Source organism: Corynebacterium sp. HMSC055D05 (genome assembly GCF_001810365.1).
Taxonomy (GTDB): Bacteria; Actinomycetota; Actinomycetes; order Mycobacteriales; family Mycobacteriaceae; genus Corynebacterium; species Corynebacterium coyleae.
Window position 1 is genome coordinate 48,599 of sequence record NZ_KV801060.1, and the last position, 15,727, is coordinate 64,325.

15 protein-coding genes and 1 pseudogene are annotated in these 15,727 nt (G+C 62.8%); 6 read left to right on the forward strand and 10 right to left on the reverse strand.

The window, feature by feature from the left end; genetic code table 11:
• Positions 1-5 precede the first annotated feature (5 nt).
• Positions 6-1,918, forward strand: a pseudogene (locus tag HMPREF2734_RS04570) (BCCT family transporter).
• Here HMPREF2734_RS04570 and HMPREF2734_RS04575 read toward each other — a convergent pair.
• Positions 1,919-3,097: an alpha/beta fold hydrolase gene (locus HMPREF2734_RS04575; RefSeq protein ID WP_246816780.1), complete on the reverse strand. Its 1,179-nt coding sequence runs from the start codon at positions 3,095-3,097 to the stop codon at positions 1,919-1,921. It lies immediately after the preceding pseudogene.
• Between the two features lie 58 nt (positions 3,098-3,155).
• Here HMPREF2734_RS04575 and HMPREF2734_RS11760 point away from each other — a divergent pair, with 58 nt between their 5' ends.
• Positions 3,156-4,112: a hypothetical protein gene (locus tag HMPREF2734_RS11760; protein WP_141750425.1), complete on the forward strand. Its 957-nt coding sequence runs from the start codon at positions 3,156-3,158 to the stop codon at positions 4,110-4,112.
• 100 nt (positions 4,113-4,212) lie between these two features.
• Here HMPREF2734_RS11760 and lepA read toward each other — a convergent pair whose 3' ends face one another.
• On the reverse strand, positions 4,213-6,069 hold the full coding sequence (gene lepA, locus HMPREF2734_RS04590) for a translation elongation factor 4 (protein WP_070569638.1): 1,857 nt from the start codon (positions 6,067-6,069) through the stop codon (positions 4,213-4,215).
• 44 nt (positions 6,070-6,113) lie between these two features.
• Here lepA and HMPREF2734_RS04595 point away from each other — a divergent pair, with 44 nt between their 5' ends.
• The 4 genes from HMPREF2734_RS04595 to HMPREF2734_RS04610 all read left to right on the forward strand — a co-directional run bounded on the left by HMPREF2734_RS04595 (position 6,114) and on the right by HMPREF2734_RS04610 (position 9,097).
• Positions 6,114-6,989, forward strand: a complete 876-nt coding sequence (locus HMPREF2734_RS04595; RefSeq protein ID WP_083308082.1) for a CPBP family intramembrane glutamic endopeptidase — start codon at positions 6,114-6,116, stop codon at positions 6,987-6,989.
• 33 nt (positions 6,990-7,022) lie between these two features.
• Complete coding sequence (locus HMPREF2734_RS04600; protein ID WP_070453629.1) at positions 7,023-7,517, forward strand: type II toxin-antitoxin system PemK/MazF family toxin; 495 nt, start codon at positions 7,023-7,025, stop codon at positions 7,515-7,517.
• A 194-nt stretch (positions 7,518-7,711) separates the two neighbouring features.
• Positions 7,712-7,975, forward strand: coding sequence for a 30S ribosomal protein S20 (rpsT, locus tag HMPREF2734_RS04605; RefSeq protein ID WP_070421324.1), 264 nt, complete (start codon positions 7,712-7,714; stop codon positions 7,973-7,975).
• Positions 7,976-8,071: 96 nt separating this feature from the next.
• Positions 8,072-9,097: a CE1 family esterase gene (locus HMPREF2734_RS04610; RefSeq protein WP_092100488.1), complete on the forward strand. Its 1,026-nt coding sequence runs from the start codon at positions 8,072-8,074 to the stop codon at positions 9,095-9,097.
• 23 nt (positions 9,098-9,120) lie between these two features.
• Here HMPREF2734_RS04610 and HMPREF2734_RS04615 read toward each other — a convergent pair whose 3' ends face one another.
• The 8 genes from HMPREF2734_RS04615 to nadD all read right to left on the reverse strand — a co-directional run bounded on the left by HMPREF2734_RS04615 (position 9,121) and on the right by nadD (position 15,722).
• Positions 9,121-9,765, reverse strand: a complete 645-nt coding sequence (locus tag HMPREF2734_RS04615; protein WP_070421323.1) for a LysE family translocator — start codon at positions 9,763-9,765, stop codon at positions 9,121-9,123.
• Positions 9,762-10,697: a DNA polymerase III subunit delta gene (gene holA, locus HMPREF2734_RS04620; protein ID WP_070569642.1), complete on the reverse strand. Its 936-nt coding sequence runs from the start codon at positions 10,695-10,697 to the stop codon at positions 9,762-9,764. Before holA ends, HMPREF2734_RS04615 begins: the two co-directional genes overlap by 4 nt.
• Position 10,698: 1 nt before the next feature.
• Positions 10,699-12,336 (reverse strand): ComEC/Rec2 family competence protein, encoded by a 1,638-nt coding sequence (locus tag HMPREF2734_RS04625; RefSeq protein ID WP_070569643.1) that lies wholly within the window; start codon positions 12,334-12,336, stop codon positions 10,699-10,701.
• A 16-nt stretch (positions 12,337-12,352) separates the two neighbouring features.
• Positions 12,353-13,012, reverse strand: a complete 660-nt coding sequence (locus HMPREF2734_RS04630; RefSeq protein ID WP_070484890.1) for a ComEA family DNA-binding protein — start codon at positions 13,010-13,012, stop codon at positions 12,353-12,355.
• 91 nt (positions 13,013-13,103) lie between these two features.
• Positions 13,104-13,901 carry a DegV family protein gene (locus HMPREF2734_RS04635; protein WP_070569645.1) on the reverse strand — a complete coding sequence of 266 codons (798 nt, stop codon included), beginning with the start codon at positions 13,899-13,901 and terminating at the stop codon, positions 13,104-13,106.
• Entirely contained in the window at positions 13,901-14,533 is a 633-nt protein-coding gene (locus tag HMPREF2734_RS04640) for a histidine phosphatase family protein (RefSeq protein ID WP_070484889.1), read from the reverse strand. Before HMPREF2734_RS04640 ends, HMPREF2734_RS04635 begins: the two co-directional genes overlap by 1 nt.
• Positions 14,534-14,538: 5 nt before the next feature.
• On the reverse strand, positions 14,539-15,012 hold the full coding sequence (rsfS, locus tag HMPREF2734_RS04645) for a ribosome silencing factor (protein WP_070421317.1): 474 nt from the start codon (positions 15,010-15,012) through the stop codon (positions 14,539-14,541).
• Positions 15,013-15,098: 86 nt separating this feature from the next.
• Positions 15,099-15,722, reverse strand: a complete 624-nt coding sequence (gene nadD / locus HMPREF2734_RS04650) for a nicotinate-nucleotide adenylyltransferase (protein WP_070421316.1) — start codon at positions 15,720-15,722, stop codon at positions 15,099-15,101.
• Positions 15,723-15,727: the final 5 nt, after the last annotated feature.

The following is a 15,727-nucleotide window of genomic DNA, read 5'->3' on the forward strand; positions in this document are numbered from 1 at the left end:
AGATGATGCCGCGACGGTCGTCGTCGACAAGCAATAAACGCCCCATGCGCGTCCAACGCACACAAGGCGTCTACCCCGACGACATGCACCCCGGCCTCGTCCCGGGCATCAGCGTCGAAGAATCACGCCACAACTTCAGCCTGGACAAAGTCGTTTTCGGCGTGACCGCCGCAGCGATCCTTGCCTTCATCATCTGGGGCGTGACCTCCCCAGAACAGGTCGGCTCGAGCGCGTCAAGCGCACTGTCATGGGGCCTTCGCAACTTCGGCTGGCTCTTCAACATCGTGCTCGTCGCCTGCGTCATCATCATGGCAGTGCTGGCGTTCTCTCGCTTCGGCAACATCACACTGGGCAAAGACGACGAAGAACCCGAATACTCGTTCTTCTCCTGGGTCGCCATGATGTTCGCTGCAGGCATCGGCGTAGGCATCTTCTTCTTCGGCCCCTCCGAACCACTGACCATGTACCTCGACCCGCCACCGCTGACCGTCGAGGCCGAAACCGAAGAAGCACTGCACCGAGCAATCGCCCAAGCCAACTTCCACTGGGGCCTCTCCCCGTGGGCGCTCTACGCACTGGTCGGTGGCGCCATGGCCTACTCCTGCTACCGCCGCGGACGACCCACGCTTATGTCGTCGCTGTTTACCCCGGTGTTCAAGCGCTCAGGCCCTTTCGGCACCATCATCGACATCCTGGCGATCGTGGCCACCCTGTTCGGCACCGCGGCCACGCTGGGTATTTCTACCCTGCAGATCGGCGACGGCATCGCCATCATGCGCAGCGGCGACTCCGCCCCCCCATGGGCGTGCTGCTGACCGTCATGGGCGTGCTCACCATCGGCTTTGTTATCTCCGCCGTCTCTGGTGTGGGCAAAGGCATCCGCATCCTGTCGAATATCAACATCTCGTTGACGTCGGCGGCCATCCTGTTCATCTTCGCCACCGGGCCAACCCTGCTGCTGGTCAACCTGCTGCCGTCAGGCACCCTGGTCTACGCCGACCGCTTCTTCGACATGGCGTCGCGCTCCTTGTCCTGGGGTGAAGACACCCTCGACTTCCAGTCTGCCTGGACTGCCTTCTACTGGGCGTGGTGGATCGCCTGGGCACCGTTCGTCGGCATGTTCATCGCACGAATCTCCCGCGGACGCACTCTGCGCCAATTCGCGGTAGTGACCACGCTCGTCCCCACCGCCGTGCTCATCTGCGCGTTCACCATCTTCGGCGGCACCGCAATCACCTTCTCCCGCGAAGGCCGCGAAGGCTTCGACGGCACCGCCACCCCGCAGCAAGTGCTCTTCAACATGTTCGGCGAAATGCCGCTGGCGGAGATCACCCCGTACATCCTCATCGGCATCCTCGCGGTGTTCTTCATCACCTCCGCAGACTCCGCCTCCACGATCATGGGCTCCATGTCCTCTAAGGGCGACCCCGAACCGAACAAACTCGTGGTGGTGTTTTGGGGCCTGGCCATGATGGGCATCGCCGTGGTCATGCTGCTCTCCGGTGGCGAAGACGCCCTGTCCGGCCTGCAATCCCTGACCATCCTATCCGCAATGCCGTTCTCGGTGGTCATCCTGCTGCTGATGTACTCGTTTATCAAGGACCTCTCCACCGACCCCATGGCCATCCGCAATTCCTACGCCCGCAACGCGGTGAAGTCCGCCGTCATCCGAGGCATCGAAGAATACGGCGACGACTTTGAAATCGTTGTCGAGCCCTCCGCGGCGGGCGAAGGCGCAGGTGCCGAGTTCGATTCCACGTCCGACGAATACACCGACTGGTATCGACGCACCGACGAAGAAGGCACCCCCGTCGGCTACGACTACGAAACCGGCGAATGGTCCGACGGCTACCAGCCCGAAGAGGAAGACAGCACAACCGCCGAGAACGACGGCGCCGCCGAAGACAACCGCGGCTAGCTACTTCCCCGCCATGTCCAGCAGGCGGCCGAGCACCGCCTTGCCGTGGCGGCGCAGCCCGTCGTGCTGGAACTGGTCCGTCTCAAACACCTTCGCACCGATGACATCCGCAGTTTCCAGCGACAGCTCGCGCGGCACGTAGATGTCGTCGGTGTACACCGCCGCGTATGCATCGTGGCCGGAATCGAGCCCGGCGTACAGGTTGTCCCAGTCGTCCTTCTTTGCCAACGCCTCTGCCACAGCCTTGAACGGGCGCAGCTCCGGATCCTCGTCGAATTGGAACGGGAAGATGTGCTCGCCGGTGAGGTAAAACTCTTCGTCGTCAGGGCTAGCGTCCGGCGCAAAGCCTGCAAGTTCGCGGGAGACCCGCTCCGCTGCCCAGTTCGTCGCCCCCGGCACCGTGCCGCCGTAGATCGACTCGTGCACCGCCGCATACAGCGGGCCTTTGGCGAAACTCACACGCTCCCCCACCGACGCCAAAAAGTCCGTGCGCAGCCTGCCGTTCGGGTGAAACGGCGCCTCAAACAACTGCGCCAGCGACGCGAACCCGTCCTCGCGCCCCAACTCAATACCGAGGGTGCGCAGGCGCCGCGCGCTCAGCCGCTCGCCGGTGGGCAGCAGTTCCTCCTCCGCCTCCAGGTGGCGGCACACCTCGCGGATCGTCCGCTCGGCTTCCGGGTACTGCTCGTTGAACTGCAGGTGGCGGTGCTTGAGCTTGGCAAAGGTCGCACGGTAGACACCATCCGCGCCCTCGCTTATCGACGGCAACCCACCCGTAAACAACGCCCTCCCCACACTCTCCGGGTGCACGGCCAAATAATGCGTCAGGCAGAACCCGCCAAAGGATTGGCCCAGCACATCCCACTGTTTCAGCCCCATCTCCTCACGCAAGGCTTCCGCATCGGCGATGATGTCGCTGGCGCGAAGCTGGGTGAGCACGGTGTCGTCGATAAGCGAAGGCGTCGCGGAATCAACCCTGGTCGAGCGCCCCGTCCCCCGCTGATCCAACATGACCACCTGGTAGCCACGCTCGAGCGCAGTCTCCACCCACTCAAACCGCTCACGTGGCGCCGGAAACCCCGGCCCACCCTGCAGGAACAACAACGCCGGAGCGTCAGCCTCGCCGAAGACGCGGGCGAAAACGGAGAAGCCGCCACGGTTCAACACAATTTCACGCATACGGCGATTGTAGGAACCGGGGCGAGAGTTTCCACGTCAAATAGTTATGTACGACGGAATGAACATCGAATTCCCACCAACCATCGTCAATGCGTCCCAGATGGAACGCGGACAAAACTACCTGCCTGTTAGCAAACAACGCTTCATCCACGAGCGCCACAGCCTGGAACAATGGGCAGTCCAACTCGCGGCACGACACCACCCGCACAACCAGAAATACGACGTGCCCGCAGCCGTGCGCGCCGTCGTCCACGCGTACGAACGCCCAGGCAGCGTGGTGTGCGGATTCTCCGCGCTCGCTCTCTACGGATTGCCGTACCTCGTTGAAGGCGCAGACACTACTCTGCGAGCACCCACACCCCAAAAACTCACCGCTTCCGCTATACGTCCCTCCGTCGCACGACTCCACGCCCCACACACAGAAACATGGACCCTCACCCACCGCGGTGTGCCCATCCGCGTTTCTCGACCATTACGTGCAACCGTGCAGGCTCTGCAACAGATTCGACGAGGCGAACACTCGTGGCAGACAGAGCCAATCCCCGGTGTGAGCCCAGAAATGGTCAAGGCTGTACAACTTGTCGACTGCGCCCGTCGACACCTCGGACTACAGGCGGAAGACATTCGCGCCAGCGCCCTTCGGCAAATCAATCAACGGTGGCTGTCTCGGGCGCTCGATCTGTCCCGTTCAACTGCCGATTCGCCGAAAGAAACCGAACTGCGGTTGCTCCTCCAGCCAATGGTTCGCAACTACGGCCACACGCTCGTAGAGCAGTATCCGCTGACAGTGGGCGGCAAAGCCATTACGACCTTTGATTTTGCCATCCCCGAACTCAAGATCGGGATCATGTTCGACGGCCGACACCACTGGGAGTACGACCAACGACAGTTAGATACGTCCATCAACCTGACATCGATGCTTCATGGTTGGACGGTTCCCCGGGCGGGGTCGAAAACCATGCAGCAATGCGTCGAGGTCGTGGAGAAAACGATCCGGCAGGCGCGTCGGCCCTAGCGCGATGCAAGATGTTACAAGGCCCACGGTAGCGACCTGGGCAAAGTGTAAAACCACGCAGGCGGTACTGCGTGGTTTTACATCAAACTAGGGCGCCGAACTACTCCTCGTCGGTGGACAGCGCTGCCACGAACGCTTCCTGCGGCACGGTGACCGAACCGATGGACTTCATGCGCTTCTTACCGGCCTTCTGCTTCTCCAACAGCTTGCGCTTACGGGAAATGTCGCCGCCGTAGCACTTCGACAGCACGTCCTTACGCAGGGCGCGGATGTTTTCACGGGCGATGATCTTCGAGCCGATCGCGGCCTGGACGGGCACCTCGAACTGCTGGCGTGGGATGAGCTCTTTGAGCTTCTTGGTCATCTTGTTGCCGTACCACTGGGCGGAGTCCTTGTGCACGATGGCGGAGAACGCATCGACGGGTTCGCCCTGAAGCAGGATGTCCACCTTGACCAGGTCGGCTTGCTGCTCGCCGGCTTCTTCGTAGTTGAGCGATGCGTAGCCCTTGGTGCGGGACTTCAGCATGTCGAAGAAGTCGAAGATGATCTCGCCGAGCGGCATGAGGTAGCGCAGCTCCACGCGGTCCTCGGAGAGGTACTCCATGTTCTTCATCTGGCCGCGCTTGGACTGGCACAGTTCCATGGTGGAGCCGACGAACTCTTGGGGCACGATGATCGTCATGTTCACGATCGGCTCGTACACCTCGGGGATTTTGCCGCCGGGCCAGTCGGACGGGTTGTGCACCATTTGTTCGGTGCCGTCTTCGGCGATCACGCGGTAGGTGACCGACGGCGCGGTGGAGATCAGATCCAGGTCGAATTCGCGCTCGAGACGGGTGCGGGTGATCTCCATGTGCAGCAGCCCCAAGAAGCCACAGCGGAAACCGAAGCCCAGGGCGACGGAGGTTTCGGGCTCCCAGGTGAGGGAGGCGTCGTTAAGCTGCAGCTTCTCTAGCGACTCGCGCAGGGCCGGGAAGTCCTCCTGGGAGACTGGGAACAGGCCCGAGTACACCATCGGCTTGACCTCCTCAAAACCTTCTAAAGGTTGCGAAGCGCCCTTGGAAGCCCAGGTGACGGTGTCGCCGACGCGGGTTTCGCGCACGTCCTTCACGCCGGTGATCACGTAGCCGACCTCGCCCGGGCCAAGCCCCTTGGTCTTCTTCATCGTGGGTGAGACCACGCCGATTTCCAGGATCTCGAGCGTGGTGCCGGTGTTCATCATCTGCACCTTCTGGTTCGGCTCGAGGCGGCCGTCCATCATGCGCACATAAGTGACAACGCCGCGGTAGGTGTCGTAGACGGAGTCGAAAATCAGGGCGCGGGCCGGCGCCTCTGCGCCGTGCTCGGACTCCGGAGCCGGGATCAGCTCAACGACGCGGTCGAGCAGTTCCGGCACGCCCTCGCCCGTCTTGCCGGACACGCGCAGCACGTCTTCCGGTTCGCAGCCGATGATGTTGGCGATCTCGAGTGCGTACTTTTCCGGGTCGGCTGCCGGCAGGTCGATCTTGTTCAGGACCGGGATGATCTCCAGGTCATTGTCGATGGCCATGTAGAGATTGGCCAGGGTTTGGGCTTCGATGCCTTGGGCTGCGTCGACAAGCAAAATTGCGCCCTCGCACGCGTCGAGGGAGCGGGCGACCTCGTAGGAAAAGTCCACGTGGCCTGGGGTGTCGATCATCTGCAACACCATCTCTTCACCCGCGTGCGCGCCGGTCTTGGGCACCCACGGCAGGCGAACGTTTTGGGCCTTGATGGTGATGCCGCGTTCGCGCTCGATGTCCATGTTGTCGAGGTACTGGTCGCGCATCTCACGCTCGTCCACCACGTTGGACAGCTGCAAAATGCGGTCTGCCAGCGTGGACTTACCATGGTCGATGTGGGCGATAATGCAGAAGTTACGGATGCGGGCGGGGTCCGTGAACGTGTTTTCCGCGAAGTTCGTCGATTTGGCAGCCATAATTGCTTCATCTTACGTGTCGCGCGGCGCGCTAACGTGTGGGCATGCCAACTGAGTTTCACAGAGCTGGTTTATTGCACCGTTTGCGCAAGGCTGCGTGGTGGCGTCCGCTCGTCGAATTGCTGGTGCTCGCTGTATGCCTTGTGGCGTTCACGATGGCGATGGCGGTGCCGATCGGCCTTGCCGCTGGGTTCTACGGGCTGGGCGATCTTTTCGACGAAACCTCCTCCGACCCGCTTGCCTCCCTGGTCCAGGTGTTGTTCATCGCGGCTTGGCTGCCTGCGCCGTTTATCGCCGCGCGGGTACTCGGCCGCAAACCTGGTGCGCTCTCCAGCATCGAGGGGCACTTCCGCTGGGGCGTTGCTGGGCGCGCGTTCGTGGTGGTCGGCGCGATCTACGGGGCGCAGGTGCTTCTCGACGCCCTCCTGTTCGGGACCGGCGACCTTTCGCTGAGTCCTCGCGAATGGATGCTGCTCGCCGCCTTTGTCGTCGTCGTCCCGCTGCAGGCCGCGGCCGAGGAGTACGTCTTCCGCGCGAGCCTGCCGCAGATCCTCGGCCAGTGGATCTCACCTGGCTGGATTTGCTACGGACTGCCCGCCGCCGTGTTCGTGGCGTTGCACTTGTACAACTGGATCGGCCTGCTCGACATCGCCATTTTTGCCCTGTGCGTCGCACTGCTGACCTGGCGCACCCGCGGGGTGGAGGCGGCCGTAGTTTTGCACGCGGTGTCCAACACCATCGTGTTTTCCTACGGCACGCTGGGATTGACTGATCCAGGCGAAACAGAAATCACCCTGCCTCAAACGGCCGTCTCCGCGTTGCTCACCATCGGAACGACCGCGCTACTCATGTGGGTGCTGCGCGACGTAGGGAAACATTCGCAGCAAAAAGTGGTTGTTCCATCCCCCGCGAAGGCTTAGAGTGGCCAGTGACCATAAACCGGAGGTGAAACCGTGGCGTTTGAGCGCTTTAAGCGAAAGAGGAAACCCGTCCTCGACCACGGTTTTACGCTGCTTGGTGATCGACTGACATCCCAGATCCAGCAACGCCGTGGTCGTGCCCCGCAAGTCTCGGTGCGCCCCACCGACTCCGTGTGTCGCAGCATCTACTACGCCCCGGACATGGACGGCACCGCCGAACCAGGCGAGGTTGTTTGGGTCACCGTCCCTTCACATCCGCCGCGGCAGCGCTCGATCCTGATCGTGGGCCGCGAGCGCCACGACGTGTTGGGGTTGCTGATCTCCCCCGAGCGGGAACACGAAAACGACGAGCGGTGGTTTGAAATCGGGCCGGGCGATTGGGAATCCTCCGGCCAGCCATGCTGGGTGCGTTTGGATAAGACCCTGGTCGTGCCGGAATCAGACGTGGAACGTCGCGGCACCACCGTCCCGCCACGTCGCTTCCAGCGGGTGGCCAACACGCTGCGCGAACGCTTCAACTGGTCGTAACTCCAACAGTTTGGTTTGTGCAGTTCACACTGTTATTCTTTCGGGGTTGTTCGCATCCGGCGCTCAATAGGGTGTGCGGTGCTACGCGGACAGGACCTTGGGTTCGCGTTTGATACCCAAAGCACTGCACGCAATGCCCTGCCAGATGCCGCGACATGTACATGTTCGATTGAGAAACCAAGAGGTATTTCACGATGGCAAACATCAAGCAGCAGAAGAAGCGCGTTCTCACCAACGAGAAGCGTCGTCAGCGCAACAAGTCCTTCCGTTCCGCTACCCGCACGGAGATCCGTAAGTTCCGTGAGGCTGTGGAGTCCGGCGACAAGGCTGCCGCTGAGGCACAGCTGCGCGTTGCTTCCCGCAAGCTGGATAAGGCTGTGACCAAGGGCGTCTTCCACCGCAACTCTGCGGCGAACAAGAAGTCCAACATGGCTCGCGCCCTGAACAAGATGGACTAATTGCCGTTGTTCACAGGTTGATCCCGCCCAGGTTTATTCGGGGCGGGATTTACTTGTTTCTAACGCCGCGTGCGGCCCGACAAAAGAGGAACTTCCGTGAAAATTAAAAAGCGTGCGGTTGCGGCCGCGCTGACGTTTAGCCTGATGGCATCCCCTGCAATCGCTCCAGAGGCGAAGGCTGCAGACCCGTCCGTTTCGGCGTCCGTGGATGCAGCTGAGCTCGTTTCGGCATTGTCGAAACTCCTTCCGATGAATAACCCGCAGGTCAAGCAGGCGCTTGGCGTGTTGACGTTGATCATCGCCGGTATTTTGGTTGCGGTGCCGATGGCGGAAGCGGGGTCGTCGATACGCAATGGCGCCGTGGGCGACAAGGCTCCGGGCAAGCACACGCGCCGCATCGTGGTGGATGGCACCTCGCGCTCCTACGATGTGGTCCTGCCGTCGAACTACTCCGAGGGCGTTGCTTACCCGGTGATTCTTGGTTTTGGTGGCTGGCAGCACACCGCGAGCCAGACGCGTGACTACCAGAAGTTCGAGACCGCAATCGACAACACGATTGTGATCTACGCGCAGGGTGTTGACAACGCGTGGGCTGGCGCGCCGTATGCCCGCACGTCGCTGAATGAGGACATCGCCTACACGCGCGCCATTATCGACGACGCCGCCACCCAGTACGGCGCCGACCCGAACCGTGTCGTCGCAGCCGGCCTGTCCAACGGCGGCGGATTTGCGGCCGCACTTGCCTGCCACGCCCCCGACACCGTCAAGGCGGTCGCCTCCGTCGCTGGTGCGTTTTACAACCCGACCGTGACCGGCTGTACCTCCGGATCGGTGCCCACGCTAATCATGCACGGCACCAACGACAACGTTGTGGGATACAACGGCGGTATCCGGCACGGTGCGTTCTACGAGTCGGTGGATAGCGTCATGCGCACCATGGCCTCGAAGAACAAGTGCTTGGGCACGACCACCCGTTCGCGCTCCGACAACGTGACCACGTTTGAGGCGCAGGGCTGCGACGCGGCCACGCGCGTGGAGCGCATCGAGGGTGGCATCCACACCTGGTTCACCGACCCGAGCGCAACCGCCCACACGGTGCGCTTCCTCCTGCCCTACCTGTAAACGGCGAGCCGTTTACAGGGCGGTTAGAGCGCCAGCGCCCCGCGCACGATCAAGGTCAGGCCGACGATAACGAAGAACGCGCCTGCACCGATGTCGATGTAGGGGCCGGCGCTCAGGAACTTGCGCCGCACCCGCTGGGTAGAGATCACCTGGACGAAGACGGCGAACAGGACGAAGGAGCTCAGCCACAGCGCAAACGTCACGATGAGGGCGGTGCTCAGGCTGGGGCTGGGCGGCAGCAGTGGGGCGATCATGGCGGACAGCGCGATGACGATCTTGGGGTTGGCGAGGTTCGTTGCTAAGCCACGCATGTATGCAGAGCGCACCGTGCCGAGCCGCTGCTCCGCCTCTTCGAGGGTCATTGGTGGGTTGTGCCGATCCGCGAGACCACCACGAACGTTGCTCGCACCCATCGCGATCAGCACTGCACCACCCACCAGTTGGACGTAGGTCAGCGCGTCTGGGAACGCGTTGAGCAGCGCCGCAGCGCCAAAGACAGTGAGCGCGCACCACATGAGCACGCCAGTTTGGATGCCGATGGCGGTTGCCCACCCGTGGCGGCGCGAGCGCGTCGCTGTGCGGGTAATCAGCACCACGTCGGGACCTGGCGCGGCGGCACCGATGACGTTGAGGCCGATGATGACGGCGAGATCTCCCGGCGCGATCATACAAGCTCCGCGATGCGTCGCACGGCGTTTTCCAGGGCGAACTCGGCGTCGCCGCCTTGGCCTTTCACCTCTGCGTCGAGGTCAGCCACGATGATCACCGCTTCGGACACCGCTCGGCCGGACCAGTGGCGCGCCACCTGCATGGTTTTCTTGGCCACGTACGGGTGCATGCCTACGGTGCGTGCGATCTGGTCGGGGTTGCCGCGCACGCCGTAAAGTTTCGCGATGTCGCCGACTTTGTGGGCGAGCGCTGCGGCGATGGTGGCCGGTTTGACGCCCAGTTGAAGTGCTCGGCGCGTCGATGCGAGTGCACGGTCGGCGCGACCGGCGACCATTTGGTCGGCGATGTCAAAGCCTGCGACCTCCGCGACGCCAACGTAGTATTTGCGCACTGCTGCGACGGTGATTTCCCCGTCGGTGTCGGCGACAAGCTGGCTGACGGCGGAGGCGAGTTCGCGCAGGTCTGAGCCGACGGATTCCAGGAGTGCGGCAACCACATCGGGGGTAGGGCGCACGCCGTGGGAGCGGAACTCTTCGGTGACCCAGGTGCGCCGTTGGCCGTCGTTAAGCGGATTGGCCTCGTGCACATCGGCGAGTTTTTTAAACTTGGGCACCAGCGATTTCTGCCGCCCACCACCGGTGTGCTGGATGATGATCACAATGCCGGGCGCAGGATCCACGCACGCTTTCAGCAGTACCTCGGTGGGTTCTTTGCCTGCGAGTTCTGCGTGTTTGACCAGTACGACGCGGTCTTCGGCGAACAGTGACGGGCTGGTTGCCATGGCGATTTCGCCTTCGGTGACGTCGCCTGCACGCAGGGTGGTCACTTCGATGCCGTCGCCAGCGTCGGCGATGATCTTTTTTGTGGCACGCTCGGCGAGGAATTCGTCTTCGCCTAAGACAAGGTGCACGGGGTTGAGCATGACGACCATCTTAAAACTCTCGCCGCGGCAGCACTTGGGTGCCATCCGGGTAGATGGCAACGTTGCCGTCGCGGTTGGGAAAGATCACGGGGATGCCCTGGTCAGTGACCACGGGTCTTCGGTGGGGGCGGCCCTTTTCAAGCACGACAACAAGCTGCGTGCCCGGCGGAATGGGCAGGGCATCTTCTTGCTTTTCGACGACATGAGCACGCAACCTGCCCACATCCACCGGCGTGCCCGCCGGCGCCTGCGACAGGACCACACCAAACCCGCACACAAGCGCCGCCGCCAGAGTGGTCTTCGGGTATCCGGCAAACAGGCCCGCGAGGAACCATCCGTAGACAACCACGACGACGATGGGTTCCGTCTCTACCGTGGCACCGGGAAAACGTGCACCGTTTTCTGCGACCACACGCACCCAATAGGCCATGGGTTCCACCACCCACAGCACAGGTGCAGCCAACCCGCCGTGGATGAGGCTGAGCAACACCGCCGCAAGGCCGAGGACGGTCACCGGGCCGGTCACCGGTGCGACGATGACGTTTGCCACCACAGAGACTAGAGAAACCCGGCCTGCCATCATGGCGACAATCGGCATCGTCGCTACGTCGGCGGCAACCGCAACGCCAAGTGCACGCACGAGAATGTCGGGCCAGCCCGTGGCAGCAAGGACGCGGTACAACAGCGGAAACAGCGCGACGATGCCCGCGGTCGCCGCTACCGAGAGCGCGAACCCGTAATGCACCGCCAGGTCTGAATCCACCAGCACTAGGCCGATCACCGATAAACACAGCGCGTGGATCGGCTCGGACTGGCGTGAAGCCAACACCGCAGTCAACCCCACCAACCCAGACACGGAAGCGCGCAGCACGCTCGGCTCGGGTCCGACCAGCGAGGCGTAGAGCAACAGCGCCGCAGCCGACGCCACGATACGGCCCCGCAGCCCCAAGCCCACTGCCGCTGCGGCAATCGCTGCGAACGTGGTCACGATTGCCACGTTCGCACCAGAGACTGCTGACAGGTGCGAGAGGCCAGTGTCGATGTAATCCTGTTGTTCCTGGCTGGTTTGCAACGAGACGTCCCCGAGCACCATGCCCGGGATCAGCCCTTGGGCGGACTCCCCCACGGTGGCCTGGACAACGCCGGCAAACGTTTCCCGGGTGTGCTGTGCAAACGCAGCCAACCCCTGCGGTGGGGCGACCACCTCAACTGACCCGTTGACCGCAATCGGGTTGATCCCAGCCATCTCCGATTCCTTCACCACGCCGCGCACAACCACCTGGGCGCCGGACACGGCAGTGTCCGGCACTTCATCGACAAACACGGGCGTCAGCGTCGGGTTGCCATCTACCTGCACGCGGACGATGAACCCGCCGGTGCTCGTCTGCTTCGGCGCGCCCGATACCCGGCCCACGAACTGACCCGCGGGCTCCCACGCCCGCGCAATGCGCAGTCGCACCCCGGTGGTCACGACGGCGGCCGCACCCATCCCCGCAATGAACACCGCCTGCCCGTAGGCGCGCAGCACCACAGCACCGATAACGGCCACCAGCACCACAACCACCGCGATGCCCACTCCGAGGGTGATCGCCACCGCAGCCGCTGCCCACACCACCAGCGCCGCCGGGACAAGCCTGATCTCCCCCACTTACCCCACGCCCCGTCTATAAGCCGACCTGGTCGCGCATTGCCGCAAGTTTCGCCGGTCCAATTCCTTTCACGTCAGTCAACGCATCTACCGACGCAAACGGCCCGTTTGCCTCACGGTGCGCCACGATCGCGGCTGCGGTTGACGGGCCGACTCCGGTAATCGTCGTCAATTCCTGCACCGATGCGGAGTTGATCGACACCACCCCACCCGCCGAAGCGCCAGCAGCGCCAGCACCGCCACCGGAATCCGTAGCGGCCGGTGGGGCGTGTTGGGAGCGGACGTGGATCTGTTGGCCGTCGACAAGCAATTGCGCATGATTGATCGAGATCAAGTCCGCATCCGGCAAAGGCCGGGCCGTCTGCAGCGCATCCGCGACCCGTGCACCCTGGTTCAACGTGATCAGACCCGGGTTTTCCACCTCACCAACAACAGAGACCACCACGGTGCCTGTGACCTCGGTGGGAGAGGCGACCTGCTCCCACGCAACGCCCTCATCATCCACGGGGCCGGATCGGGTCACCGCCCATCCGCCGACGGCGAGCAGCACTGCACCGGCGGCGGCCGCAGCTTGTTTCACAGGGATGCGCACCCGCGGCTCCGGGTAGCGCACCGTCAGGAGGTCTTCTTCCCCGGTGGGCCGGGTGAGCTCCTTGAGTCGTTCAGTGGCGTTCACACCAAAAACGCTATAAACCCCCGGCGCACTCGCCAAGGGGTCAGAAAAAATCTGTGGATAATCCGCCATCTACGGGCGACGAAAACAACAGTTATCCACAATTACGAGATGAGAACACCACCGACAGGCCGATTGCCCCTTCGCCGGTATGCATCGCGATCACCTTCACCAGCGGCTCGACCATGACCCGTGAGCCTTCCGGAAGTGTTTCGCGCAGCAGATCCGCGAGTTGCTCGGCGGCGTCCGGCACGTCCGCGTGCTGCACTGCGGCGAAAACGGGCTCGCCGCACGCGCGCTCTTCTACCAACTCGGTGAGTTTGGCAAACGCCTTCGACTGTGTGCGAGTCTTGCCCGCGAGTTCGAGCTTGCCTTCCCGAATGTGCAGGATCGGCTTGTTTGCCAGCAGCGCAGCCGAGAGCATCGCAGTGCCGGCAGGCAGGCGGCCGGACTTGCGCAAATCGTCGAGTTGGTGCAGGTACAACCACGTTTCGGAGCGCGCAATGGTGGACTTCGCCATCGCTTCGCACTCGTCTAACGTGCCGCCTTCCGCCGCAACAGTCGCGGCTGCCATCGCTGCGGCACCGATCGCCATGCCCGCAGAGTGCGTCTCCACGACACGGACCGTGCCTGGGAACACCGCAGACGCGGCCACCGCAGCCGACCAGGTGGACGAGAACGTCTTAGCAAGGTGGAGGGCGATCACGCCGTCGTCGCCACCACGCTCGAGCTGGCGGGCATAACAGGCGGCGAGTTCCAGCGACGACAACCCAGACGAGGACTCCCCTTCTGCGCCCTCGACACGGTGCAGGTCAACGACGCAGATATCGAGTTCCTCCACGACCTCCTGCGGCAACCCCGCGGAGGAATCCACCACGACGCGAACACCCATTAGTTACGGCCTCGGTTCCAGGCTTCGATGTACCACTGGGTCTTGGTGTCGTCGTCAATGCGCGGCATTGCCACCAACCGCGACGTGTTCGCGTTACCGAGCCCCTTGAACAGCGGATACTGGGACACCTCCAAACCGAGCAGCGTCGCGGTCAGCGCGGCGATGGTGCCTCCGTGCGCCACGAGCAGGACAGCAGCATTGTCCCATTCATCATGGTCACGCATGAGTTCCATGACCACTTCGCGGGAACGTTGCGCAACGTCGATGCGGCTTTCGCCCTCTGGCGGCGCCCAGGTGGGGTCGGTGCGCCACAACGCACGAGCCCCGTCGTGGGCGGTGTCCACTTCCTCGTGCGTCTTGCCTTGCCACTGGCCAAGGTGGGTTTCGCGCAGACGCTTATCGACGACTACCTCAAGGCCCAAATCTGCCGCCACCACATCAGCCGTATCCTTCGCACGGATGAGGTCAGACGACACGATCTTGTTAATACCCAAGTGCCGCAGGTCCTCTGCCGCAGCGTGCGCCTGGGCGCGTCCGCGCTCGGACAGTTCAGTATCCAGCTGGCCCTGCATGCGGCGAGTTGCGTTATAGAGCGTCTCGCCGTGACGCAGCAAAATCAGTCGGCGCTGCATGGGTCTTAGTACTCGTCGTCCGCGGCTTCGGGTCCCTCACCTGCCAGAGGAAGGTCCTCGATGGTCTGGGCTTTGCGCAGGTCAGCTTCGTCGCCAAACGCTGCGGGACGCTCGTAAGGCTCGAGCCCTTCGACCTCAATGGCCGGGCAGTCTGCGTACAGGCGGTCCAGGCCGTAGAACTCGCGCTCGGCTTCGCGCTGGATATGGACCACGAAGTTGCCGTAGTCAAGCAACACCCAGCGGTTTTCGCGGTTGCCCTCACGGCGCTTCGGTTCAACACCCAGGTCGGTCAGGTCGCCTTCGACCTCTTCAACAATGGCGGCAACCTGGCGTTCGTTATCTGCAGAGACGATGACGAACACGTCGGTGATCGCCATGACGTTAGACACGTCGATAACAGCGATATTGGTGCCGAGCTTCTCGTCGGCGGCCTTCGCGGCTACCTTGGCGCGGTCAATGGAGATCTGCGGGGCAGTCAAGTGGCAATCCTTATTCAGGTCATGGACAAATCAACTGGGCCATTGTCCCACGTATGACCGCAACATTTCCAGTTCAGGGGTCGCGCCTAGGGTGCGTAGAGCGAATTCTTCGCGATGTACTGCACCACACCGTCCGGCACCAGGTACCAAACCGGGCGCCCATTGGAGGCGCGCTCGCGGCAATCGGTCGAAGAAATCGCCATGGCGGGAATCTCCACGAGGTGCACGCGTTCCTGGATATCCGCAGGCAGCATGTCTTCGCGCAACTCGTAGCCGGGGCGCGTCACGCCGACAAATTCGGCGAGTTCAAACATTTCTTCCCAGTCGTGCCAGGACATGATCGACGCCAACGCGTCCGCGCCCGTGATAAAGAACAGGGCCTCGTCCGGGAATTGTTTTCGTAGGTCCCGCAGGGTGTCAATCGTGTAGGTGGGTCCCCCACGGTCGATATCCACCCTTGAAACGGAGAAGCGCGGGTTGGACGCGGTGGCCACCACGGTCATCAGATAGCGGTCTTCCGCCGGACTGATGTGCCGGTCGGCCTTCTGCCACGGCTGGCCGGTGGGTACGAAGATGACCTCGTCGAGGTTGAAGCGATCCGCCACCTCACTCGCGGCAACGAGGTGGCCGTGGTGGATCGGGTCGAACGTGCCACCCATCACCCCGATGCGCCGGGCGTTGTCCAGCGATGCCGCGTAGTGCTCAGCCATTGGGT